Here is a 22,629-nt window from a genome sequence, read left to right as displayed (position 1 = left end):
CGTGTCCCCGTCGGTGCTGCCGTGTTGCGCGGGCGGCGCGAGTGAACGGCGTGACGTGGGAGTTGGTTCCACGGAGGGCCGGAAACCGCGCGTGACACCCATCACTTTGGCCGGACAAAGCGGACACCATCTTTGTGCACGCGTTCACAAAGACATAGCCTGCAGTAGACAGGGCGGTCGGGTTCCATACGGTCGCCCGCAGCCCCGCTCTACCCGCAGGAGCACCGTGGCAACTGGCCGAAATCACCGACCGGCGACCCGAAGCCGAGGCATCCCCGAGGCCACCGTCGCCCGGCTTCCGTTGTATCTGCGCGCACTGACCGCGCTCTCCGAGCGCTCGGTGCCCACGGTCTCCTCCGAGGAACTCGCGGCCGCGGCGGGGGTCAACTCCGCCAAGCTCCGCAAGGACTTCTCGTACCTCGGCTCCTACGGGACCCGCGGCGTGGGCTACGACGTGGAGTACCTCGTCTACCAGATCTCGCGCGAGCTGGGCCTGACCCAGGACTGGCCGGTCGTCATCGTCGGTATCGGTAACCTCGGCGCCGCCCTCGCCAACTACGGCGGCTTCGCCTCCCGCGGCTTCCGCGTCGCCGCGCTGATCGACGCCGACCCGGCCATGGCCGGCAAGCCGGTCGCCGGCATCGCGGTCCAGCACACCGACGAGCTGGAGCACATCATCGAGAGCAACGGCGTCTCGATCGGCGTGATCGCCACGCCGGCCGGCGCCGCCCAGCAGGTCTGCGACCGCCTGGTCGCGGCCGGCGTCACCTCGATCCTCAACTTCGCGCCGACCGTGCTGACCGTCCCCGACGGGGTCGACGTCCGCAAGGTCGACCTGTCGATAGAACTGCAGATCCTCGCCTTCCACGAGCAGCGCAAGGCCGGCGAGGAAACCCCCGAGGGCGGCGCCCCGGCCACGTCCGGCCGTGCCGCCGCCGTCGCGGCCGCGGCCGAAGCCGCCGCCGCGGCCGACCGCAAGGGACCGGACGGGGACGTGCCCGCCGTGATGCCGGCATGAGCCTTCTCGTCGTCGGACTGAGCCATCGCAGTGCGCCGGTGAGCGTGCTGGAGCGGGCCGCGCTCGCCCCGGAGGTGCGCGGCAAGCTGCTGCAGGACGCGGTGTCGGCCGAGCCGGTCACCGAGTCCGCGGTGCTGTCCACCTGCAACCGCATCGAGATCTACGCCGACGTGGACAAGTTCCACGCCGGTGTCGCCGAGCTGTCCACCCTCCTGGCCCGCCACAGCGGCGTCGGCCTGGAGGAGCTGACCCCCTACCTCTACGTCCACTACGAGGACCGCGCCGTCCACCACCTCTTCTCGGTGGCCTGTGGCCTGGACTCGATGGTCGTCGGCGAGGGCCAGATCCTCGGGCAGATCAAGGACGCGCTGGCCGTCGCGCAGGAACAGCACACCGCCGGGCGGCTGCTCAACGACCTCTTCCAGCAGGCCCTGCGGGTCGGCAAGCGGGCGCACAGCGAGACCGGCATCGACAAGGCCGGCCAGTCGCTGGTCACCTTCGGCCTGGAGCAGCTCGCGGCCGGCCGGGACGTCGAGGGCTGGGCGCACGGCAAGCGGGCGCTGGTCATCGGCGCCGGCTCGATGTCGTCGCTGGCCGCCACCACCCTCGTCCGCAACGGCGTCGGCGAGCTGGTGGTCGCCAACCGCACCGTCGAGCGCGCCGAGCGGCTGGTGGCCATCCTCACCGAGCCCGGCGGGCCCGGCGCGCGTGGGGGTACCGCCCTGTTCGAGCGGAGCCGAGAACTTGGGGGAGGCCTGACCGCCCGCGCGGTGGCGATGGCCGGCGTCGAGGAGGAGCTCGCGCTCGCCGACATCGTGGTGTCCTGTACCGGCGCGACCGGCCTGGTCCTCACGGGTGGGACGGTCGCCGCCGCCCGCGCCGGCCGCACCGCGCCGCTGGCGCTGCTCGACCTGGCCATGCCGCGCGACATCGACGCCGCGGTCCACCGCATCGAGGGCGCCCACCTCGTCGACATCGAGTCGCTGGCCGACGCCTCCGCGGACGCCCCGATGGCGGCCGACGTGGACCAGGTGCGCGGCATCGTCTCCGACGAGGTCGCCGCCTTCGGCGCCGCCCAGCGGGCCGCGCACATCACGCCCACCGTGGTCGCCCTGCGCACCATGGCCGCGGACGTCGTCACGAGCGAGATCGCCCGGCTCGACGGCCGCCTCCCCGACCTGGACGACAAGCAGCGCGCCGAGATCACCCAGACCGTGCGCCGCGTCGTCGACAAGCTCCTGCACGCGCCCACCGTGCGGGTCAAGCAGCTCGCCAGCGAACCCGGCGGCGCCGGGTACGCGGACGCGCTGCGCGAACTCTTCGATCTCGACCCCCAGACTGTCGCCGCCGTCAGCCGGGCCGATACCCGCGGCGGCAGTCATGAAGCACGGGAGCGGGCATGAAAGACAGCACCAACAGACCACTGCGGCTGGGCACCCGCCGCAGTGCGCTCGCCATGGCCCAGTCCGGGCAGGTGGCCGAGGCGGTGCGCGAGCTCACCGGCCGCCCCGTCGAGCTGGTGGAGATCACCACGTACGGCGACACCTCCCGCGAGCACCTCGCGCAGATCGGCGGCACCGGCGTCTTCGTCTCCGCGCTGCGCGACGCGCTGCTCGCCGGGGACATCGACTTCGCCGTCCACTCGCTCAAGGACCTGCCCACCACGCAGCCCGAGTCGCTCACCCTGGCCGCGATCCCCGTACGGGAAGACCCCCGTGACGCGCTGATCGCCCGGGACCGGCTCACCTTCGAGGAGCTCACCGCGGAACCGGACCGCGTCGCCCGCATCGGCACCGGCTCCCCCCGGCGGATGGCGCAGCTCAACGCCTGGGCCCACGCGCTGGGCCGGCGTGTCGAGACGGTGCCGATACGCGGGAACATCGACACCCGCATCGGTTTCGTCGAGAAGGGCGAACTGGACGCGGTCGTGCTGGCCGCGGCCGGCCTCACCCGCATCGGCCGGATCGACGAGGCGGCGCAGTTGCTGTCGCCCGACGTGGTTCTGCCCGCCCCCGGCCAGGGGGCACTGGCGATCGAGTGCGCCGCCGCCAACGCGGAGCTCGCCGCCACGCTCGCCGAGCTCGACGACCCGGGCACCCGGGCCGCCGTGACCGCCGAGCGTTCCCTGCTCGCCGCCCTGGAGGCCGGCTGTTCCGCACCCGTCGGGGCGCTGGCCGACCTTTCCCCCAGCTCTCGACTTCGCTCGAACAGGGAAGGCCCCAAGGCCGGCGAGCAGGCTGTCACCGAATTGCACCTGCGCGGTGTCGTCGGCACGACCGACGGCAGCACGCTGGTGCAGCTGTCCACCACCGGGCACGTACCCGCCTCTCCCGACGAGACGTCGGTCCCGCAGCAGCTGGGCCGCGAACTCGCCGCCGAGATGCTCGCAAAGGGTGCGGCCGGTCTTATGGGGGAGCGAGCACTTTGAACCCCACCGCCCCGAACCACTCCGCCTCCGGTCAGGTCACCTTCCTGGGTGCCGGGCCGGGTGACCCGGGTCTGCTGACGCTGCGTGCCGTGGAGGCGCTGGCCTCCGCGGACGTACTGATCGCCGACCCGCAGGTGCTCGACGTCGTGCGCGTGCATACGCGCGCACAGGTGGACACACCACTGCAGGCGTCGGCTGACGAGGCGTCAATCCCCGCCGACATCCCCACCCTTAGGGACTCCGCCAATCTTGTCATGGCGGCCGCCCGGGCGGGCAAGCGGGTCGTCCGTGCGGTTACCGGCGACCCCGGTCTGGACGGCAACGTCGCCGAGGAGATGCTGGCCTGCGCCGCCGAGGGCATCGTCTTCGAGGTCGTGCCCGGCATCGCCGCGGCCGTCGGCGTGCCCGCGTACGCCGGTGTGCCGCTGCGTGACGCCGAGGGCACCGACGTGCGCTTCGTCGACGCCCGCAGCGCCGATGACCGCTGCTGGTCGGAGCTGGGCACCAGCGACGCCACCGCGGTCGTCTCCACCACCCTCGACGCGGTGGCCGTGGCCGCCGGCGAACTGGTCACCGCGGGCCGCAAGCCCGACACCCCGATGACCGTCACCGTCGCCGGCACCACCACCCGCCAGCGCACCTGGACCGCCACCCTCGGTTCGGTCGCCCAGGTGCTCAAGGCCGCCAAGGTGCTGCCGTCGCCGGACGGCGGCCAGCCGGTCATAGCCGTGGTCGGTGAGCGCAGTGCCGCCGCGCAGCGCGCCCAGCTCTCGTGGTTCGAGTCCAAGCCGCTGTTCGGCTGGCGGGTGCTCGTACCGCGCACGAAGGAGCAGGCCGCGTCGCTCTCCGACCAGCTCGTCTCGTACGGCGCGGTGCCGCACGAGGTCCCGACCATCGCCGTCGAGCCGCCGCGCACCCCGCAGCAGATGGAGCGCGCCGTCAAGGGCCTGGTCACCGGCCGCTACGAGTGGATCGCCTTCACGTCGGTCAACGCGGTGAAGGCCGTCCGTGAGAAGTTCGAGGAGTACGGGCTCGACGCCCGGGCCTTCGCGGGCATCAAGGTCGCCGCGGTCGGTGAGCAGACCGCCAAGGCGCTGGTCGCCTTCGGCGTGAAGCCCGACCTGGTGCCGTCGGGTGAGCAGTCCGCGGCCGGTCTGCTGGAGGACTGGCCGCCGTACGACCCCGTCTTCGACCCGATCGACCGGGTCTTCCTCCCCCGGGCCGACATCGCCACCGAGACCCTGGTGGCCGGCCTGATCGAGCTGGGCTGGGAGGTCGACGACGTCACCGCCTACCGGACCGTGCGGGCCTCGCCGCCGCCGGCCGAGACCCGCGAGGCGATCAAGGGCGGCGGTTTCGACGCGGTGCTCTTCACGTCCTCGTCGACCGTGCGGAACCTCGTCGGCATCGCCGGCAAGCCGCACAACGTGACGGTGATCGCCTGCATCGGCCCGGCCACCGCCAAGACGGCCGAGGAGCACGGGCTGCGCGTCGACGTGATGTCGCCCGAGCCGTCGGTGCACAAGCTGGCAGAGGCACTCGCGGACTTCGGCGCGGCACGCCGCGACGCCGCGATCGAGGCCGGCGACCCGGTCACCCGCCCCAGCGAGCGCCGTCCCGGCTCGCGCCGCCGGGCGCGCAGCTGACGGCGGTACGGCAGCGGTCTGCGCCCCGCACCCGGTCATCCGGGTGCGGGGCGCCGCGCGTTGGGGCCGGGAGAGGTGCCCGGCGCCCGGGCGGCTGCCGACGATGTGTTGGCAAAGGGGCGTGCGGGGCGGGCGTAGCGTGGTGGGCATGACGAAGTACGGAAGCTTCCCCGGTGCGCGGCCGCGGCGGCTGCGCACCACCCCGGCGATGCGCCGGATGGTCGCCGAGTACCGGCTGCACCCGTCCGATCTGATCCTCCCGGCGTTCGTCCGTGAGGGCATCGACGAGCCGGCGCCGATCTCCGCGATGCCCGGCGTCGTCCAGCACACCCGTGACACCCTGCGCAAGGCCGCCGTCGAGGCGGTGGAGGCGGGGGTCGCCGGGATCATGCTGTTCGGCGTGCCGCTGGACGAGAAGAAGGACGCGGCGGGCACCGCCGGCACCGACCCGGACGGCATCCTGCAGGTCGCCATCCGGGACGTCCGCGCCGAGGTCGGCGACGACCTGGTGATCATGTCGGACCTGTGCCTGGACGAGTACACCGACCACGGCCACTGCGGTGTCCTGGACGCGTCCGGCCGGGTCGACAACGACGCGACGCTGGAGCGCTACGCGGAGATGGCGCAGGTCCAGGCCGATGCGGGCGTCCACGTCGTGGGCCCCAGCGGCATGATGGACGGCCAGGTCGGCGTGATCCGGGACGCCCTGGACCAGACCGGCCACGAGGACGTGTCGATCCTCGCCTACACCGTGAAGTACTCCTCGGCGTTCTACGGCCCGTTCCGCGAGGCGGTGGGCTCGGCGCTGAAGGGCGACCGCAAGACGTACCAGCAGGACCCCGCGAACCTCCGCGAGTCGCTGCGCGAGCTGGCGCTCGACCTGGACGAGGGCGCCGACATGGTCATGGTCAAGCCGGCGCTGCCCTACCTGGACGTACTGGCGAAGATCGCCGACGCGGTGGACGTGCCGGTGGCCGCGTACCAGATCTCCGGCGAGTACGCGATGATCGAGGCGGCCGCCGAGAAGGGCTGGATCGACCGCGACAAGGCGATCCTGGAGGCGCTGACGGGCATCAAACGGGCCGGCGCGAACATGATCCTCACGTACTGGGCGACGGAGGTCGCGCAGAGGTTGTGAGGCGGCGCGGCACCTTTGTCTGACTTGTCAGGTTTTGACCGCCGTACGCGGGGCACGGACTCGATGACGAAAACCGCGACTGATCGAGGAGCGGGTCACCGTGACTGCCAAGGACACCATGCGGGCCAAGGGCGCCCAGGTCATCGGCGCCATGAAGGAGGTCGTCGGCAAGGCGACCCACAACCGCAAGCTGCAGGCCGAGGGCAAGGCCGAGAAGGCGGCCGGGCACGGGCTGGACGCGAAGGAGAAGGCCACGCACCGGCTGCGCCGGCATTGACGCCCCACGTACCCGGCTGCAGCGCCGTGCTGGTACCTCGCCGTTGAGCGCTTCGCGGCGCCGCGTACGTAGCTGTCCGCGGCGCCGCGGGTGATTCTCGCCGTTGCGCCTGCGGCGGGCTGGATTGTTGTCGGGTGCGGTGACGGACCTCCGGGGCCGGCCTGGGGGACTGCTTCGCTTGACCTCCCCCACCCCGGCCCCTCCGGCCCGTCCCCTCCCGTCGTGGGGGTGAACAACGCTGAGTGGGGGTGCACGTGACGATCACGTGCACCCCCACTTCACCGGCTGGTGAGGTGGCGCCTCACAGACGCTCAGGCGTACGGATGCCGAGCAGCGCCATGCCCTGGTGGAGGGTGCGGGCCGTCAGGTCGCAGAGGAAGAGCCGGTTGGCCACCTGGTCGGGGCCGGACTCGGCCTTCAGGACCGGGCACTGGTCGTAGAAGGTGGTGAAGAGGGAGGCGAGGCTGTAGAGGTATGCGGCGACCTTGTGCGGCTCGTAGGACGCGGCGGCCTCGATGACGGTCTCACCGAACTGGTCGAGGTGCAGGCCCAGCGCCCGCTCCGCGGGAGCCAGTGCCAGCTCCGGGTGCGCCTGGGGGCGCGCGTCGCCGGCCTTGCGGAAGATCGAGCGGATCCGGGCGTAGGCGTACTGGAGGTAGACGGACGTGTCGCCGTTGAGCGAGACCATCTGGTCCAGGTCGAACTTGTAGTCCCGGCTCGGGGACGTCGACAGGTCCGCGTACTTCACGGCGCCGATGCCCACCTGCGTGCCGTTCTCGGTGATCTCCTGCTCGGTCAGGCCGATCGGCTCGCCCTTCTCCCGCACCACCGCCGTGGCCCGCTCCACCGCCTCGTCGAGGAGGTCCTCCAGGCGGACCGTCTCGCCCTCGCGGGTCTTGAACGGCTTGCCGTCCGCGCCCAGGACCGTGCCGTAGCCCATGTTGTGCGCGGTGACGTCGCCGTTCAGCCAGCCTGCCCGGCGGGCCGTCTCGAAGACCATGCGGAAGTGCAGGGACTGGCGGACGTCCACGACGTACAGCAGCGTCGTCGCGTTCAGCGCGAAGACGCGGTTGCGGATCGCGGAGAGGTCACTGGCCGCGTAGCCGAAGCCGCCGTCGGCCTTCTGCACGATCAGCGGCACCGGCTGGTCGTCCTTGCCGCGGATCTCGTCGAAGAAGACGACCAGCGCGCCCTCGGAGCGGACCGCGACGCCGGACTCCTCCAGGAGGCGGGCCGTCTCCGCCATCATGTCGTTGTACGCGGACTCGCCGACGATCTCGTCGTCGCGGATCTCCATGTCCAGCTTCTCGAAGACCGAGTAGAAGTAGATCTTCGACTCGTCCACGAACTGCTGCCACAGGTCGAGGGTCTCCTTGTCGCCGGACTGGAGGGCGACGACCCGCTTCCGGGCCCGCTCCTTGAACTGCTCGTCGGAGTCGAAGACCGCGCGGGACGCCTTGTAGACCCGGTTCAGGTTCGACATGGCCTGCTCACCGTCGACGTCGGACGCCGGGGCCAGCTCGCCGGGGTGCTCGATCAGGTACTGGATGAGCATGCCGAACTGGGTGCCCCAGTCGCCGATGTGGTGCCGGCCGATCGTCTTCTCGCCGGTGAAGTCCAGCATGTGCCGCAGCGCGTCGCCGATGACCGCCGAGCGCAGGTGCCCGACGTGCATCTCCTTCGCCACGTTCGGCTGGGCGTAGTCGATGACCGTGACGCCCGGCTTCTCCTTCAGCGGCACGCCGAGCCGGTCGTCGGCGGCGCGGGCGGCGAGCGTCTCGGTGATCGCCTGGTCGGTGATCGTGATGTTCAAAAAGCCGGGGCCGGAGACCTCGACCTCCTTGAGGAGGTCGCCCTCGCCGACCGCGTCGACGACCTTGGCGGCCAGCTCCCGGGGGTTGCCCTTCAGCTTCTTCGCCAGCGCCAGCAGGCCGTTGGCCTGGAAGTCCGCCCGGTCGCTACGTCGCAGCAGCGGGTCCGCGGCGCCGGCCTCCGGCAGGGCTGCCGAGAGGGCGTCCGCGACGCGCTGGTGGACCGAAGCTGCGAGGGAAGGGACCGAGGCCATGAAGCTGCGCTCTCTTCTAGACGAAGGTGTCTTTGAAGGGGAAAGGGTTTGCCACTGAGTATCCCACGGCGTTACCACTGAATTTCCGGGCGGCAGGCGTCTGGGACAATGGCACCGTCAGGCATGTGTGCGTCGCACGCGCAAGACGGCGCAATCGGGGAAGCACCAGGAAGAGGAAGGGCCGATCGTGGCTCAGCAGAGCACCGAGACCGACTGGGTCTCCAGGTTCGCGGACGAGGTCATTGCCGAGGCGGAGCGCCGCGCCGCCGGCAAAGTGACATCAGGTGCTTCCGCACCGGTGATCGTCTGCGCCTCCGGCCTGAGCCCCTCCGGCCCGATCCACCTCGGCAACCTCCGCGAGGTCATGACCCCGCACCTGGTCGCCGACGAGATCCGCCGTCGTGGCCACGAGGTCCGGCACCTCATCTCCTGGGACGACTACGACCGCTACCGCAAGGTCCCGGCCGGCGTCGAGGGCGTCGACGACTCCTGGGCCGAGCACATCGGCAAGCCGCTGACCTCCGTTCCGGCGCCGGCCGGCTCGGCGTACCCGAACTGGGCGGAGCACTTCAAGGCCGCCATGATCGAGGCGCTGGCCGAGCTGGGCGTCGAGTACGACGGCATCAGCCAGACCGAGCAGTACACCTCCGGCGTCTACCGCGACCAGGTCCTGCACGCGATGAAGCACCGCGCGGACATCGACGCGATCCTCGCCCAGTACCGCACGAAGAAGGCGCCGGCGAAGAAGTCCCAGAAGCCCGTCGACGAGGCGGAGCTGGAGGCGGCCGAGGGCTCCGGCGCGGCCAGCGAGGACGACGGCAGCGGCGGCTCGGCGGGCTACTTCCCGTACAAGCCGTACTGCGGGCAGTGCGAGAAGGACCTCACCACCGTCACCGCGTACGACGACGAAACCACCGAGCTGACCTACACCTGCACCGCCTGCGGATTCGGGGAAACGGTCCGGCTGAGCGAGTTCCACCGCGGCAAGCTGGTCTGGAAGGTCGACTGGCCGATGCGCTGGGCGTACGAGGGCGTGATCTTCGAGCCGTCCGGCGTCGACCACTCCTCGCCCGGCTCGTCCTTCGTCGTCGGCGGGCAGATCGTCCGCGAGATCTTCGGCGGTGCCCAGCCGATCGGCCCGATGTACGCCTTCGTCGGCATCAGCGGCATGGCCAAGATGTCCTCGTCGCGCGGCGGCGTGCCCACCCCGGGCGATGCGCTGAAGATCATGGAGGCGCCGCTGCTGCGCTGGCTGTACGCCCGCCGCAAGCCCAACCAGTCCTTCAAGATCGCCTTCGACCAGGAGATCCAGCGGCTCTACGACGAGTGGGACAAGCTGGAGGCCAAGGTCGCCGACGGCACCGCGCTGCCCGCCGACGCGGCCGCGCACTCCCGCGCGGTCCGCACCGCCGCCGGTGAGCTGGCCCGCACGCCCCGCCCGCTGCCGTACCGCACCCTCGCCTCCGTCGTGGACATCACCGCCGGCCACGACGAGCAGACCCTGCGGATCCTCGGCGAGCTGGACCCGGCCAGCCCCGTCACGTCCCTGGACGAGACCCGGCCCCGGCTCGACAAGGCCGAGCACTGGATCAACACCCAGGTCCCGGCCGACCAGCGCACCATCGTGCGCGACGAGCCGGACGCCGAGCTGCTGGCCTCGCTGGACGACCAGGGCCGCGAATCGCTGCGGCTGCTGCTCGACGGCCTCGACGAGCACTGGTCGCTGGACGGCCTGACCACGCTGGTCTACGGCGTGCCGAAGGTCCAGGCGGGCCTGGCCCCGGACGCCAAGCCGACGCCCGAGCTGAAGGTCGCCCAGCGTGCCTTCTTCGCGCTGCTCTACCACCTGCTGGTCGGCCGGGACACCGGGCCGCGGCTGCCCACGCTGCTGCTGGCGGTCGGCGCCGACCGGGTACGCAAGCTGCTCGGCGGCTGACGGCGCACCGCCGCGTGGTCGTCGACGCGCTGCCGTCTGGTCGTAGACGCCGCGCCGGCTCTGCGACTCAAGGGTGAGAACGGGTTCGGCCCCGGGGAGGAGGATCCCCGGGGCCGAAGCCGTCACGCTGGTGCCATGAGGGGAATCATCGGCTTCATCGCCATGCTCCAAGGAGCGATGGGTTTCATCGGCAAGACCTTCTTCGACGGCGCCTGGGGGCTGTTGGCCCACTGGTTCGACCTGCCGTCGGTCGCCTATCTCGGCCTGTTCCTGGCCGGCGCGGCGCTGGCCGTGTGGGGCGACATGGACAAGAAGCGGAAGGCGGAGCGGGCTTAGCGGCCCGGGGCGGCGTGCGGGTCAGGCGATGTGCTCGTCCATCAGCTCGGCGTTGAGGCGGTCGCTGAACCGGTCCATGTAGCGGTTCAGTTCCCGCGCCTGCAGACGCATCCCGTACTGCGCCTCCAGGTTCGCCGCGAACGCGCCGGGCGTCGGCATGCCCTCGCCCTCTACCGAGCGCCGGAAGACCTGGTACACGTCCTCGTCGGTGGGGCCCGCGGCCGGTACCTGAGCGGGCTGCGGGTCCGCCTCCGCGATGCCCTTGCCGAGCGGACGCGTCCCGCCGGCCCCGTTCGGCACCGGGACCTCCGGCTCCGGCGCGCGCGGCGCGGGCACCGGGGCCTGCTCGCCCGTCGGCACCGGCTGCTGCTGGCCGTACGAGAGCTGCTGCTGGCCGTACGAGAGCTGCGGCTGGTCGTACGAGAGCTGCGGCTGGTCGTACGCGGGCTGCTGCTCGTCGTACGCGGGCTGACGCTCCTGCTCCGGGACGTACGCCGGGTCGTAGTCCCCCTGGTACGTCACCTGCTGCGACGCCGCGAACCACTGGTTGGGCAGCTCCTCGCCGGGCGTCCCCCCGGCCGGCTGCGGGGCCTGCGGCTCCGGGGCGGGCTGCAGGGACTGCTGCGGCGGCGGCAGCAACTGCGGTTCGATGCCCGCCGCGGCGAGTCCCGCGGGTGCGGTCTGTGCCAGCGGCACGCCGTACCGGGCGAGCCGCAGCGGCATCAGGGACTCCACGGGAGCCTTGCGCCGCCAGGCACGCCCGTACCGCGAGCGCAGCCGCGCCTGGTAGACGAGCCGTTCCTGCTCCAGCTTGATCACCGCGTCGTACGACCGCAGTTCCCACAGCTTCATCCGCCGCCACAACAGGAACGTCGGAACGGGCGCCAGCAGCCAGCGGGTGAGGCGCACACCCTCCATGTGCTTGTCCGCCGTGATGTCCGCGATCCGCCCGACGGCATGCCGGGCCGCCTCGACGGCCACCACGAACAGCACCGGGATCACCGCGTGCATACCCACGCCCAGCGCGTCCGGCCACGCCGCCGCGCCGTTGAAGGCGATGGTGGCGGCGGTCAGCAGCCAGGCGGTCTGCCGCAGCAGCGGGAACGGGATCCGGATCCAGGTCAGCAGCAGATCCAGCGCCAGCAGCACCACGATCCCGGCATCGATGCCGATCGGGAAGACGACCGAGAAGGCACCGAAGCCCTTCTTCTCGGCCAGCGCCCGCACCGCCGCGTAGGAGCCGGTGAAGCCGATACCGGCGATCACCGCCGCACCGGCGATGACCACACCGATGAGGATGCGGTGGGTACGGGTCAACTGTGCCGTCTTCGTCGCGGACACCCGCGGTTCCTCCCCGGCTCGGCGAAATGGCGCGCCTAGCCTGGCACACCTCCCGCCGGGCCCCGCCGGGAGGTGCCCGGAGGGGCCGGGGCGGGGCGGCGGAGGTGTCGGGCCGGCCTCGGATCGGCCTCAGATCGGCCTCAGATCGGCCTCAGATCGGTGTCAGAGCGGCGTCAGCGGTTCGCCTTGAGGGCGGCGGCGACCGCTTCCTTGGCGGCGGCCTGGGCCTTCTTCAGCAGGTCGGCGCCCTTGGGGGTGTCGGCGCCGGCCAGGCCCGCGCCGTTGTAGTTGAGGGTCACGACGATGTTGGAGGCGCGGGCGACGATCGTGGTGTTCTTGAAGTCGTTGCCCTCCTTCTTCACGTCGTAGGTGATCGCGGTGGCCTCGTCACCGGTGCCGGCGGTCGGGTCGGCCTTGAGCTTCTTGGCGCCCTTGGTGGCCTTCGCGTCGGCGACCTGCTTGGTGTAGAAGTCGGTGGCGCGCTTCTCGCCGGAGCCGATACCCGGGTCCGAGTCGTAGCGCTGCAGGCCGATGTCCAGCCAGCGGAACTGGGTGCCGTCGACGCCCTGCTCGTCGGAGCTGTTCCAGGAGCAGGTGCCGTGCGCGGAGTTGTCGGTGGACTGGCCCTGGTCCCCGGCGGCGTCCTTCACCTTCGGCAGCAGCTTCTTGACGGTGTCCTTGGAGAACGCCGAGCAGGGGTTCGGCAGCTTCTTGTACTTCGCCGGCGCCACGGTCGGCGACGGCTGGGCGGTGTGGCTGGACGGGGCGGAGGAGGCGTCACCGGAACCGGAGTCCGAGCTGCCGCTGTCCGAGCCGGAGCAGCCGGCGACGAGCAGTGCCGGTACTGCTGCGCAGGTGAGGAGGCTGGCGAGGCGCTTGGCTGAACGGTGCATGGTTCCTTCGCTGTTCGTCGTCGTGCGTCGGCGTCGTGTGGTCGGCGCCGGGCGTCGTGCGGCGTGGTCAGTCGTTGTGCGTCGTCGGTTCGCTAGAGGGCACGGTACGCGGCGCGGTGAGGTGGGTGACCGTTTCGTACCGATGAGTACAAGGCGCGAAACGGGCATTGGTATCCGTCTCCGGATCATCAGCCCGAGTCGCGCAACTCGGGCTATTCGGCGAGGTGATCGGCCAGCTCATCGGCCAGCGAACGGGCTTTGTCCTGCAGTTCCTGGCTCTCCGGCAACATCGACTTGTCCGTGGACCACTGGTCGTAGGTGATCGTCACGATCACGTTCGACGTGCGGAAGACCACAGTGACATCGCGGTGCACACCGGAGTCCGCGGTGATCAACTTGTCGTTGAGGAACGCCGCGTCCGCCAGGCCGTCGAGCACGCGTGGAGCGGTGGAGCCATCGGCGCTCGGGTCCGTGGTCGGGGGCGCGGTCGCGTCCCCGCTCGGTTGCGCGCTCGCGTCGGTGCCGGGCTTGCCTGCGGTGGCTTTTCCGGGGTTCTTCCCCGCGGCGGTCGCCCCGCCCTCGGTGCCCTTCGTGTCGCTCGGCCCCTCCGCACTCGCGGTTCCCTCGGTACCCTTCGCGTCCTTCGTCCCCTTCGTGCTCTTGGACGGCGGTGCGGTGGGGGAGGAACCGGCGGCGCCGCCGGACGGGATCTTGGCGGCCAGTTCCTTGCTGTCGTAGATCCCCTGCGCCTTGTCGTCATCGCTGACGGCGGCGTCGTAGGAGACCACGCGCTGGATGTCGAGGCTCAGATGGCGGGTGCCCGCGTCGGTCTCGCGGGTCCAGCGGCAGCCGACCCGGCGGTCGGTGTCGTACGTGATGTCGGCCTGGCCGCCGTAGAGCTTGTCGGCCTCGGCGCTGGAGAGCTGCTGGCCGTCGCCGGGCAGCATGCCGCGGACGGTGCTGCGCGAGGGCAGTCCGCACGCCTCCGGGAGGGTCTGGTAGCGGCCCGGTTCGGCGGACTGGCTCGTCGCGGCGGGGTCGCCGCCCTTGGCGTCGGCGGCGTCACCGTCGGTGCCGGGGCCGCCGGTGCAGCCGGCGAGGCCGGCGGCCAGCGCCGCGACGGCCACCAGTGCGGCACCGGGTACGAACGGCTTGCGGGGCATCGTTCGCGGCTCCTTCGCTCGAATTCCCTCGGAAAATGCGGTTGCCGCCGTGCGGCGGCCGATGGACACAATGTCTATCGCACGTCTTGCCGCGCACGCCGGTTCACCGTCCAAGATCAGGTAGTTTGTCCGGCTTTTGCGTTTTTCAGTTTTTCGGGGGAATGAGGAAGTTATGTCGTACGTCGAGGTCCCCGGCGCCCAGGTGCCCATCCGGATGTGGACCGACCCGGCCACGGTCGAGGACGTGGCGATGCAGCAACTCCGCAACGTCGCCACCCTGCCGTGGATCAAGGGCCTCGCCGTCATGCCCGACGTGCACTACGGCAAGGGCGCCACGGTCGGTTCGGTGATCGCGATGCGCGGGGCGGTCTGCCCGGCGGCGGTCGGCGTCGACATCGGCTGCGGGATGAGCGCGGTGAAGACCTCGCTCACCGCCAACGACCTGCCCGGCGACCTCTCCCGACTGCGCTCGAAGATCGAACAGGCCATTCCGGTGGGCCGGGGCATGCACGACGACCCGGTAGACCCCGGCCGGCTGCACGGCTTCCCGACGGCCGGGTGGAGGGACTTCTGGGCGCGGTTCGACGGGGTGGCGGACGCCGTCAAATTCCGTCACGAGCGGGCCGTGAAGCAGATGGGAACGCTCGGCAGCGGCAACCACTTCCACGAGATCTGCATCGACGAGGACCAGTCCGTGTGGATCATGCTGCACTCCGGGTCGCGCAACATCGGCAAGGAACTCGCTGAGTACCACATGGGCGTGGCCCAGAAGCTGCCGCAGAACCAGGGCCTGGTCGACCGCGACCTCGCCGTCTTCATCGCGGACACCCCGCAGATGGCGGCGTACCGCAACGACCTCTTCTGGGCGCAGGAGTACGCCAAGCACAACCGCGAGATCATGATGGCGCTCACCCAGGACGTCGTCCGCCGGGAGTTCAAGAAGGCCCGGGTGACCTTCGGCGAGGTGATCTCCTGCCAGCAGGAAGATGCCGAAGGTCAGATGAGGACCGTCGAGTACCGCCCTGGCGTTATCAGCTGCCACCACAACTATGTCAGCGAAGAGCGGTACGAGGGGATGGATCTGCTGGTTACCCGCAAGGGAGCCATCCACGCGGGCGAGGGAGAGTGGGGGATCATCCCCGGTTCGATGGGCACGGAGTCGTACATCGTCCGTGGCCTGGGCAACCCGATGTCGTTCAACTCGGCCTCGCACGGCGCCGGCCGAAGGATGAGCCGGAACGCTGCCAAGCGGAAGTTCTCGACGCGGGACCTGGAGGACCAGACACGGGGTGTGGAGTGCCGCAAGGACTCCGGCGTTGTGGATGAGATCCCGGGCGCGTACAAGCCGATCGGTCAGGTGATGGAGCAGCAGCGGGACCTGGTGCAGGTCGTGGCCAAGCTCAAGCAGGTCGTCTGCGTCAAGGGCTGAGCCCAGCAGACCACGTGATTGACGACCCCCGGACCGGATGGGGTCCGGGGCGCCGTCAGCGCGAAGCGCCTGTAGGCCGAGGCCCGCAGCTGGTGTTAGCCGAAAGGCGTCGCGGGCTTGTCGCGATCGGGCTGGACTGCGCCGGGGACAGAGCTCTCCGGAGCCCGAGCGGGAAGACTCTCTGTCTCAGGCCGCGCACTTGGGTTGGGAGCGGAGGGGCCAGGCCGGTCGAAGGTTATGCTGCTCAGGATTTCCACGATGTCCGAGCAGTACTCCTCCCAGCGGTCCTCGCAAGGCGTCGTGAAATTGAAGCAGACGAGACATTGCTCCTGATTCTCGACCCCTTGCGGGATGGGAAGGAAAGCCTGCATTTCCGCCATTGGAACAGTCAGTTCCTCGCCTGACGGGGAGAACTCTACGGGAATTCGGAGACCGTTCATCCCGGACAACATTGCTACCGGCCCAGAAGGGGTGTCGATAACACCCCCTTCCCACCCTTCCCCTCTTTCGGATATAAGGGAACGTACTATGCCGGAAGCCGCTACTGCTGCGTCTCCGAATGCAAACGGGGCGACGGTGACAAGCAAGGTACCGAGAGATAGTTCGCCCCCGTATGTACGCACACAAGTTCCGGCATACAAGGCGCCGGAACTTTCGAGTGCCTGCGATGCTTTGTGGATATTGTCCACAAGGTTCTGTAATAGGAGGGGGTTTGATTCGAGATCGTTCTGAGGCATTCGCGAACGAATTTCTCTCTCTGCCTCTTCCTTGGTCGCTCCTATGGGGATCGAAATAAATCCTGCGGGCACAATGAATTGCAATGTCACTTCCCCGTCGGGTCGTAAGGAGGGCCGGAAGGTGGAGGTGGCGGGGGAGCGGGCGGGGGTACACCAAAGCGGGCTGCCTGCTGTTGCCGAAAGCTATCAAGCAGGCGCAGATTGGCTTCATGGCGATTCCGCCTGTATCGAGGGCCGAGAGTGGCCCCTAGCAGGCACAGTATTCCCATGAGGCAGAACCCCACGCTGACGGGGGCCAGGCCACGTGTGGCCCACGTCAACGCGAAGAATCCCGAGGCGAAAACGACGAAGACGATAGGGATCTGGGCGGCAGGCATATCGTTGTAAGACTTCACGTTCCTCGCTGCTTGTGCGGCGCGCAGCGGCGTGATCAGGGACGGATCGGCGGCCTGAGCGGGTGACCAAGGCGGGGTGGTTACTGCGAGCCAACTGCCCGAAGCCTGCACCCGAGCCATGGCCGCTTGGGCGCGTTGGCGGGATGACGGACTGTCGTCGCGCATATAAGACACGCGGAAATGGCCACGCCCATACCGTTCGGCAGAGCTGAGTGTGTAACCCAGCTCCGTGGCTATCCAAGTGATGCGGTCGGCGTGATGCGATTCGAATCCGGTGAGGATGAACTCAACGGATGCCCGCCCATCGAAACGGGCTGCTATCCCCTCGTCATTCATGAGGCGTTTCACCCGCCATGAGCGGCCTGATCCTTGGCGCTTCCCTTGTTCCATGCATTTTGGAGGGCAGGGAAAAAGGGGCTTGCCACCATCCCAACGGCTTGCTCCGGATTCTTGGGAACAAAGTTCTCGAAGACGGAGGGATCTCCGAAAAGGCTGGCCCAGGAGTCAACGAGGCCAAAACCGGCCGCCCCATCCGCTGCTCGACTCTTGAGCATCGCGGTGCCCAGTTTGCCACCAACGCGAGCCGCGGCTCCCAGAGGAATCATGCCCAGTGCATCCTGCGTCAGCGTACGGTTCGATACAACGTCTTCGCCACCCGCAACACGGGCCACGCCGTGCAGGGCGAAAGCGCCGGCCGCGAATACGGATGATCCAACCTCAAGGCCAACCGCCAATGGTTCCAGGCCCACCGCGGCAGCTCCAACTCCCAAGACTCCTGTTACAGCACTGACGGTAGACATGACATCCCCCAGAGCCGAGATCGCATTCGCGTGATTCTTCACCCAGTCCCAGACCTGATTGGCCATCATGGCTTGAGCTTCTGCGAGTGATTCGATGGCGTCGCCGATCCGGTCCAGCAGCCCCGGCTCGTCGGGGGCTTCTTCCGCCGCACGGTGGATCGCCACTGCCACCTTCTCCGCAGCCTCGTCGTGCTGATACTTGAGTCGTCTCGCATCCTCGATCAGCGAATTGAGGGCGTCGCGGGCTGAATCGAGTTCCTGGACCGCCTTGTTCAGCCGTTGCTCGGCGCTGTGCAGTTCTTCATCGGTCTCGAAGGTTTGCCCTGCCAGTCCCAGGTCCGGGTTTTCCTCCGCGTCTCGCTGACGGGAACGAGCGGTGACCGCACGGGCCTCCATATCCGACGCGCGAGACTTCATGGACTCCAGCTTCGCGGACCACTCATTCAGTTGGAATCCGCAATCGTAAAAACTTTGAGTCGCAGAGTCGACCAGTTTGGGGAGGTCTTTGACTTGCATGGAAAATGCGTCCGCGGCAAGTCCACTCCACTCCTTACCTCCGCGGGTGATGGAGGTCAGAGTCTGCGAGACCGACGCCAGTTTTCTGTGCGCATCGAATGACTGGTCAACCAGTGCACGCACCGCAGAGAGATTTCCGGGAGCTGGGTCGAAACCTAACCCTGGATAGCCAGCAGCCTCGGAAGGTATCTTTCCACCACTCATGATCCTCCCTTATCCGAAGACTGCCGAGGTCGAGCTGGACGTCGAAGGCGCCGGAGAACTCCCGGGTGCACCCGATTCCGTACCCTTGGAGAGTGCCTGTTGAATTCCCATCTCGCAGGTGCGATATGAGTGAGCGGTGGCATCTATTGAGCCTCGTATGGAGTTTGCCAGCTTAGCGATCTGGCCGATTCCGTAATTCCACTTGGTTTGGAATTCTCCGCAAGCGGAATCAAGAGACTCATGTCCGAGCTGCCCTGTTGTCGCCTGGTCCATTCTCTGGGTCACTGTATGCATTCCGGCGACGCTCTCGTCGAGCTTCCGTGAAATCCTTCCGAGTTCCTCGATGTCGACTTGAAATGTTCCCGGAAGCGACATAGCTCCCCCTCTTCTTGTCTATGCCTGCCCGTAACGGGCGGTGAGGGAGCCTAACAACGGCTGACGCCCCGAAGGCGTAGAGGGCCCTAAGCGGCGTGTCTGGGGCGGGAGTTGAGCGTTCGGCCCGGCGAAGGGGGCGTCCTCCCGGCCCTCCTGGGGCTGGCGGCGGAACCGATTCTCCGTAGTCCGCCCAGGCTCGGGCCTGGTGGGGCATCTCCGATTCGATGTACCGCCCTGGTGCCATCAGCTGCCACCACAACTACGTGGCGGAGGAGCAGTACGACGGCATGGACCTGCTGGTGACCCGTAAGGGCGCGATCCGGGCGGGCGGCGGCGAGTACGGCATCATCCCCGGCTCGATGGGCACCGGCTCGTACATCGTCCGTGGCCTGGGGAACCCGGCATCCTTCAACTCCGCCTCGCACGGCGCCGGCCGCAAGATGAGCCGGAACGCCGCCAAGAAGCGCTTCACGACGCGCGACCTGGCGGAGCAGACGCGGGGCGTGGAATGCCGCAAGGACTCCGGCGTGATCGACGAGATCCCCGGCGCCTACAAGCCGATCGAGAAAGTCATCGACCAGCAGCGCGACCTGGTGGAGGTCGTCGCCCACCTCAAGCAGGTGGTGTGCGTGAAGGGCTGAGGGCTGAGGGCTGAGGGCGGGGGGCTGAGGGCGGGGGGCTGAGGGCGGGGGCCGGGGAGGCTCGCACGTTTCGGGAGCGGCGTGGCGCGTGGGCGCCACGCCGCTCTTTGGTGTGCCGCTCTGTGGGGCCCGCGGCTCGGCCCGCGTACGGGGCGGGCTTGGCCGACGGGCTCGGGTGGCGGGCGCCCAGGTAGTGGGCTCCTGCGACGGGCTCGGGTGGCGGATGCCTAGGTGGTGGGCTCCTGCGGCGGGCTCCGGTGGCAGGTGCCTAGCTAGGTGGTGGGCTCAGGTGGTGGTGCGGTGCACCTTCGTGTTGGAAGCCTGCGCGCGGGGCCGGACGACCAGGAGGTCGATGTTGACGTGCGAGGGCCGGGTGATCGCCCAGGCGATGGTGTCGGCGACATCCTCCGCGCTGAGCGGCTGGTCCACACCCTCGTAGACCTTGGCGGCCTTTTCGGTGTCCCCGCGGAAACGGGTGGTCGCGAACTCGTCGGTCTTCACCATGCCCGGGGCGACCTCGATCACCCGCACCGGCTCACCGCACAGCTCCAGCCGCAGCGTCTCGGCGATGACATGCGCACCATGCTTGGCCGCGACATATCCGCCGCCGCCTTCGTACGTGGCATGACCGGCGGTGGAGGACAGCACGACGACGGTGCCGTCCCCGGAGGCGGTGAGCCTCGGCAGCAGCGCCTGGGTCATGTGGAGCACGCCGAGCACATTGACCTCGTACATCGCGCGCCAGTCGGCGGGGTCCCCGGTGGCCACCGGTTCCGCACCGAGCGCGCCACCGGCGTTGTTGACCAGGACGTCGACGGACGGCAGCGCGTCGAGCGAGGCCACGAAGGCGTCGACGGCGGCCCGGTCGGTGACGTCCAGCGCATGGGCCTGGGCGTTCGGCAACTCGGCGGCCAGCGCCTCGATGCGGTCCTTGCGACGGGCGGTGAGCACGACGTGGTAGCCGGCGGCGGCCAGCGCCCGCGCGGTCGCGGCCCCGATACCGCTGCTCGCTCCGGTGACAACAGCGGTACGCGCCTGAGCGCGAGAAGTATCGGCGTTGGCGCTAGGGGCGTTGGCACTACGGGCATCGGCGGTCATGACGCTCTCCTCGGAGCCGGCGGGACGGGGCGGGGGACGGAGGTATGGCGGGCGGTGGGGCGGTCGGGTGATGGGGTGGTCGGGTGGTGGGTTAGCGGGACGGCGGGACGGGGCGGCAGGCGGTGGGTACGGAGGACGGGGGGACGGTGGGTACGGCGGTCCGTGGGCGGGCGGCCGGTGGGTACGGAGGTCGGGGGACGGGGGACGGGGGCGACGGCTCGGCGGCTGTCGGTGCGACCGCTGTACGGCCTGGACGCGCTCGCGATGTGGCCAGCATATGCAGCCCCTGATCAACTACAGCTCAACTCCCGATGAGCGCCTACTCAATGGCCGCCCGTCCAGCGGCTGGCGCGCCTCGACGGCCCCCACCGCCCGCCGCTCCAACAGTCCGACGCCAGCGGCTCCCCGGCCCGGTCTCCCCGGCCCGGTCTCCCCGGCCCGGCCTCCCCTGACTGGTCTCCCCTGACCGGTCTCCCCGGCCCGGCCACCGTGGACCGGCGGCCGAGGACGGGCTACTGACGACCGGCCGCCGACGACCGTCCACCGAGGACTCGTGGATCTACGGCGGGAGGCCGATGCGGCCGGCTGAGCCCAGTGGGTTCTCGCGCGGCGGCCGCAGGGCCCGCGGCCAGATACGACGGGTGAGAGGGAGGGGACGCCCGGGGAAGTCGGCAGATAGGGAATGCACGGGCGAGCGGCCGTTGGAACGGTCAGTGGCTCCTGGGGGCGTACATGATCACTGCCATCCCGGCCAGGCAGATCAGCGCGCCGATGACGTCCCACCGATCGGGTCGATAGCCGTCGGCCACCATCCCCCAGGCCAGCGATCCGGCGACGAAGACCCCGCCGTACGCGGCGAGGATGCGCCCGAAGTGGGCGTCGGGCTGGAGCGTGGCCACGAAGCCGTACACCCCGAGGGCGATCACCCCGGCCCCGATCCACGCCCATCCGCGGTGTTCACGGATCCCCTGCCACACCAGCCACGCCCCGCCGATCTCGAACAGCGCAGCAACGACGAACAGGGCGGCGGAACGCGCGATGAGCATGCGGCGACCCTAAGCCCGGCCGGCCGGGGCGGTGTACGGAACCTCCCGCGTGCGCGCGGCCTCGGGCGCCACCGTGTTCTGCTCATTCACAGCCCAAGCGATCCTCCCGCGTGCGCGCGGCCTCGGGGCGCCAGGGACCGCGCCCCAACTCCCTCCACGGCTGTCAGTGGTGCATGAGAGCTTCGGGTCATGCTGATTGAACGGGCTTATGTGGACGTTCCGACGGGGACGGGGACGGCCGAGGACGGCTGGCCCTGGACGGTGCCCTGTGTCCGGCAACTGGCCGCGGAAGGGCTGACCTTCCGCGCGCCCGTCACCTTCCTGGTGGGCGAGAACGGTTCGGGGAAGTCCACGCTGGCCGAGGCCCTGGCGGAGGGCTTCGGTCTGGATTCGTACGGTGGGTCGGCGGGCTACAAATACGCCTCCTCTCGTGAGGCCTCGCTGCTGGGTGGTCTGCTGCGGTTCGATCCGACGCGGGAGGGGCGGCGGATGGTGCGGGGGCCGCGGACGCGGCGCCGCGGCTTCTTTCTCCGGGCCGAGACGGCGCTGGAGGCGCTGAACGGCGAGCGGAGCACCCGGCGGCTCTCCCGCGCCCCGGACGAGATGAGCCACGGCGAGAGCTTCCTGTTGACCTTCCGCGAACGGTTCGCCGAGCGCGGGCTGTACGTGATGGACGAGCCGGAGGCCGCGCTGTCCTTCTCCTCCTGTCTGGAACTGGTCGGGCTGATGGACGATTTGGCGCGGAGAGGCGCCCAGGTCGTGTGCGCCACCCACTCGCCGCTGCTGACGGCCCTGCCCGGCGCGGAGATCGTGGAGGTCGGCGAGCACGGCATGCGGTCGGTGGAGTGGGCGGAGCTGGGTCTCGTCGACCACTGGCGGCGATACCTCAACGACCCGCGGGCGTATCTGCGGCATGTACTGACGCCGGGCTAGGTGCGCTGGCGCCGGGCCGAGTCGCGGAGAGTTCCGGCATCCGACACCCTCGGCGGAGCCGGCCCCCTCGGCGGAGCCGGCCCCCCCGGGCGGAGCTGGCCCCTCGGCGGAGCTGGCACCCCCGGGCGGAGCTGGCCCCTCGGCGGAGCTGGCACCCCCGGGCGGAGCTGGCCCCTCGGCGGAGCTGGCACCCCCGGGCGGAGCTGGCCCCTCG

17 protein-coding genes and 1 pseudogene are annotated in these 22,629 nt (G+C 69.8%); 11 read left to right on the top strand and 7 right to left on the bottom strand.

Going from position 1 to position 22,629, the window contains the following annotated elements; translation table 11 throughout:
• Window positions 1-226 precede the first annotated feature (226 nt).
• The 6 genes from AB0G35_RS32590 to AB0G35_RS32565 all read left to right on the top strand — a co-directional run bounded on the left by AB0G35_RS32590 (window position 227) and on the right by AB0G35_RS32565 (window position 6,507).
• Window positions 227-1,018: a redox-sensing transcriptional repressor Rex gene (locus AB0G35_RS32590; protein ID WP_360956932.1), complete on the top strand. Its 792-nt coding sequence runs from the start codon at window positions 227-229 to the stop codon at window positions 1,016-1,018.
• Entirely contained in the window at window positions 1,015-2,421 is a 1,407-nt protein-coding gene (locus AB0G35_RS32585; protein ID WP_360956929.1) for a glutamyl-tRNA reductase, read from the top strand. Before AB0G35_RS32590 ends, AB0G35_RS32585 begins: the two co-directional genes overlap by 4 nt.
• Window positions 2,418-3,446, top strand: coding sequence for a hydroxymethylbilane synthase (gene hemC, locus AB0G35_RS32580; protein WP_360956926.1), 1,029 nt, complete (start codon window positions 2,418-2,420; stop codon window positions 3,444-3,446). Before AB0G35_RS32585 ends, hemC begins: the two co-directional genes overlap by 4 nt.
• Window positions 3,443-5,092, top strand: coding sequence for a bifunctional uroporphyrinogen-III C-methyltransferase/uroporphyrinogen-III synthase (locus AB0G35_RS32575; RefSeq protein WP_360956923.1), 1,650 nt, complete (start codon window positions 3,443-3,445; stop codon window positions 5,090-5,092). Before hemC ends, AB0G35_RS32575 begins: the two co-directional genes overlap by 4 nt.
• Before the next feature lie 148 nt (window positions 5,093-5,240).
• A complete protein-coding gene (gene hemB, locus AB0G35_RS32570) occupies window positions 5,241-6,230 on the top strand; it encodes a porphobilinogen synthase (protein WP_360956921.1) in 990 nt (329 codons plus the stop codon).
• A 100-nt stretch (window positions 6,231-6,330) separates the two neighbouring features.
• Window positions 6,331-6,507, top strand: coding sequence for a CsbD family protein (locus AB0G35_RS32565; protein ID WP_360956918.1), 177 nt, complete (start codon window positions 6,331-6,333; stop codon window positions 6,505-6,507).
• A 301-nt stretch (window positions 6,508-6,808) separates the two neighbouring features.
• Here the strand turns inward: AB0G35_RS32565 and argS are convergent, their stop codons facing one another.
• A complete protein-coding gene (gene argS, locus AB0G35_RS32560; RefSeq protein ID WP_360956915.1) occupies window positions 6,809-8,572 on the bottom strand; it encodes an arginine--tRNA ligase in 1,764 nt (587 codons plus the stop codon).
• Between the two features lie 187 nt (window positions 8,573-8,759).
• Between argS and lysS the strand changes: the two genes are divergently transcribed.
• Window positions 8,760-10,508 carry a lysine--tRNA ligase gene (gene lysS / locus AB0G35_RS32555; protein ID WP_360956912.1) on the top strand — a complete coding sequence of 583 codons (1,749 nt, stop codon included), beginning with the start codon at window positions 8,760-8,762 and terminating at the stop codon, window positions 10,506-10,508.
• Between the two features lie 135 nt (window positions 10,509-10,643).
• Entirely contained in the window at window positions 10,644-10,844 is a 201-nt protein-coding gene (locus AB0G35_RS32550) for a hypothetical protein (protein ID WP_360956910.1), read from the top strand.
• Window positions 10,845-10,865: 21 nt separating this feature from the next.
• On the opposite strand, the gene AB0G35_RS32545 is transcribed toward AB0G35_RS32550, so the two are convergent.
• The 3 genes from AB0G35_RS32545 to AB0G35_RS32535 all read right to left on the bottom strand — a co-directional run bounded on the left by AB0G35_RS32545 (window position 10,866) and on the right by AB0G35_RS32535 (window position 14,241).
• The gene (locus tag AB0G35_RS32545; RefSeq protein ID WP_360956907.1) at window positions 10,866-12,185 is read right to left on the bottom strand and encodes a DUF2637 domain-containing protein; all 1,320 of its coding nucleotides are present in this window, start codon (window positions 12,183-12,185) and stop codon (window positions 10,866-10,868) included.
• A 173-nt stretch (window positions 12,186-12,358) separates the two neighbouring features.
• A complete protein-coding gene (locus AB0G35_RS32540; RefSeq protein ID WP_360956905.1) occupies window positions 12,359-13,078 on the bottom strand; it encodes a DUF3558 family protein in 720 nt (239 codons plus the stop codon).
• Between the two features lie 212 nt (window positions 13,079-13,290).
• A complete protein-coding gene (locus tag AB0G35_RS32535) occupies window positions 13,291-14,241 on the bottom strand; it encodes a hypothetical protein (protein ID WP_360956902.1) in 951 nt (316 codons plus the stop codon).
• 172 nt (window positions 14,242-14,413) lie between these two features.
• Between AB0G35_RS32535 and AB0G35_RS32530 the strand changes: the two genes are divergently transcribed.
• Window positions 14,414-15,670, top strand: a complete 1,257-nt coding sequence (locus tag AB0G35_RS32530; protein WP_360956899.1) for an RtcB family protein — start codon at window positions 14,414-14,416, stop codon at window positions 15,668-15,670.
• 1,476 nt (window positions 15,671-17,146) lie between these two features.
• On the opposite strand, the gene AB0G35_RS32525 is transcribed toward AB0G35_RS32530, so the two are convergent.
• The gene (locus AB0G35_RS32525) at window positions 17,147-18,322 is read right to left on the bottom strand and encodes a putative T7SS-secreted protein (RefSeq protein WP_360956896.1); all 1,176 of its coding nucleotides are present in this window, start codon (window positions 18,320-18,322) and stop codon (window positions 17,147-17,149) included.
• Window positions 18,323-18,939: 617 nt separating this feature from the next.
• Here AB0G35_RS32525 and AB0G35_RS32520 point away from each other — a divergent pair.
• Window positions 18,940-19,338, top strand: a pseudogene (locus AB0G35_RS32520) (RtcB family protein); the annotation flags it as partial.
• 285 nt (window positions 19,339-19,623) lie between these two features.
• On the opposite strand, the gene AB0G35_RS32515 reads toward AB0G35_RS32520, so the two are convergent.
• Both AB0G35_RS32515 and AB0G35_RS32510 read right to left on the bottom strand, forming a co-directional pair.
• Window positions 19,624-20,436: an SDR family oxidoreductase gene (locus AB0G35_RS32515; RefSeq protein WP_360956893.1), complete on the bottom strand. Its 813-nt coding sequence runs from the start codon at window positions 20,434-20,436 to the stop codon at window positions 19,624-19,626.
• Window positions 20,437-21,146: 710 nt separating this feature from the next.
• A complete protein-coding gene (locus AB0G35_RS32510; RefSeq protein ID WP_360956890.1) occupies window positions 21,147-21,482 on the bottom strand; it encodes a YnfA family protein in 336 nt (111 codons plus the stop codon).
• A gap of 189 nt (window positions 21,483-21,671) precedes the next feature.
• On the opposite strand from AB0G35_RS32510, the gene AB0G35_RS32505 reads away from it, so the two are divergent.
• Window positions 21,672-22,415, top strand: coding sequence for an AAA family ATPase (locus AB0G35_RS32505; protein WP_360956887.1), 744 nt, complete (start codon window positions 21,672-21,674; stop codon window positions 22,413-22,415).
• Window positions 22,416-22,629 lie beyond the last annotated feature (214 nt).

Source organism: Streptomyces sp. NPDC021749, assembly GCF_040640655.1.
Lineage (GTDB): Bacteria > Actinomycetota > Actinomycetes > Streptomycetales > Streptomycetaceae > Streptomyces.
Note: the sequence above shows the minus strand (reverse complement) of the source record. Positions and strands in the feature narration are given on the sequence as shown.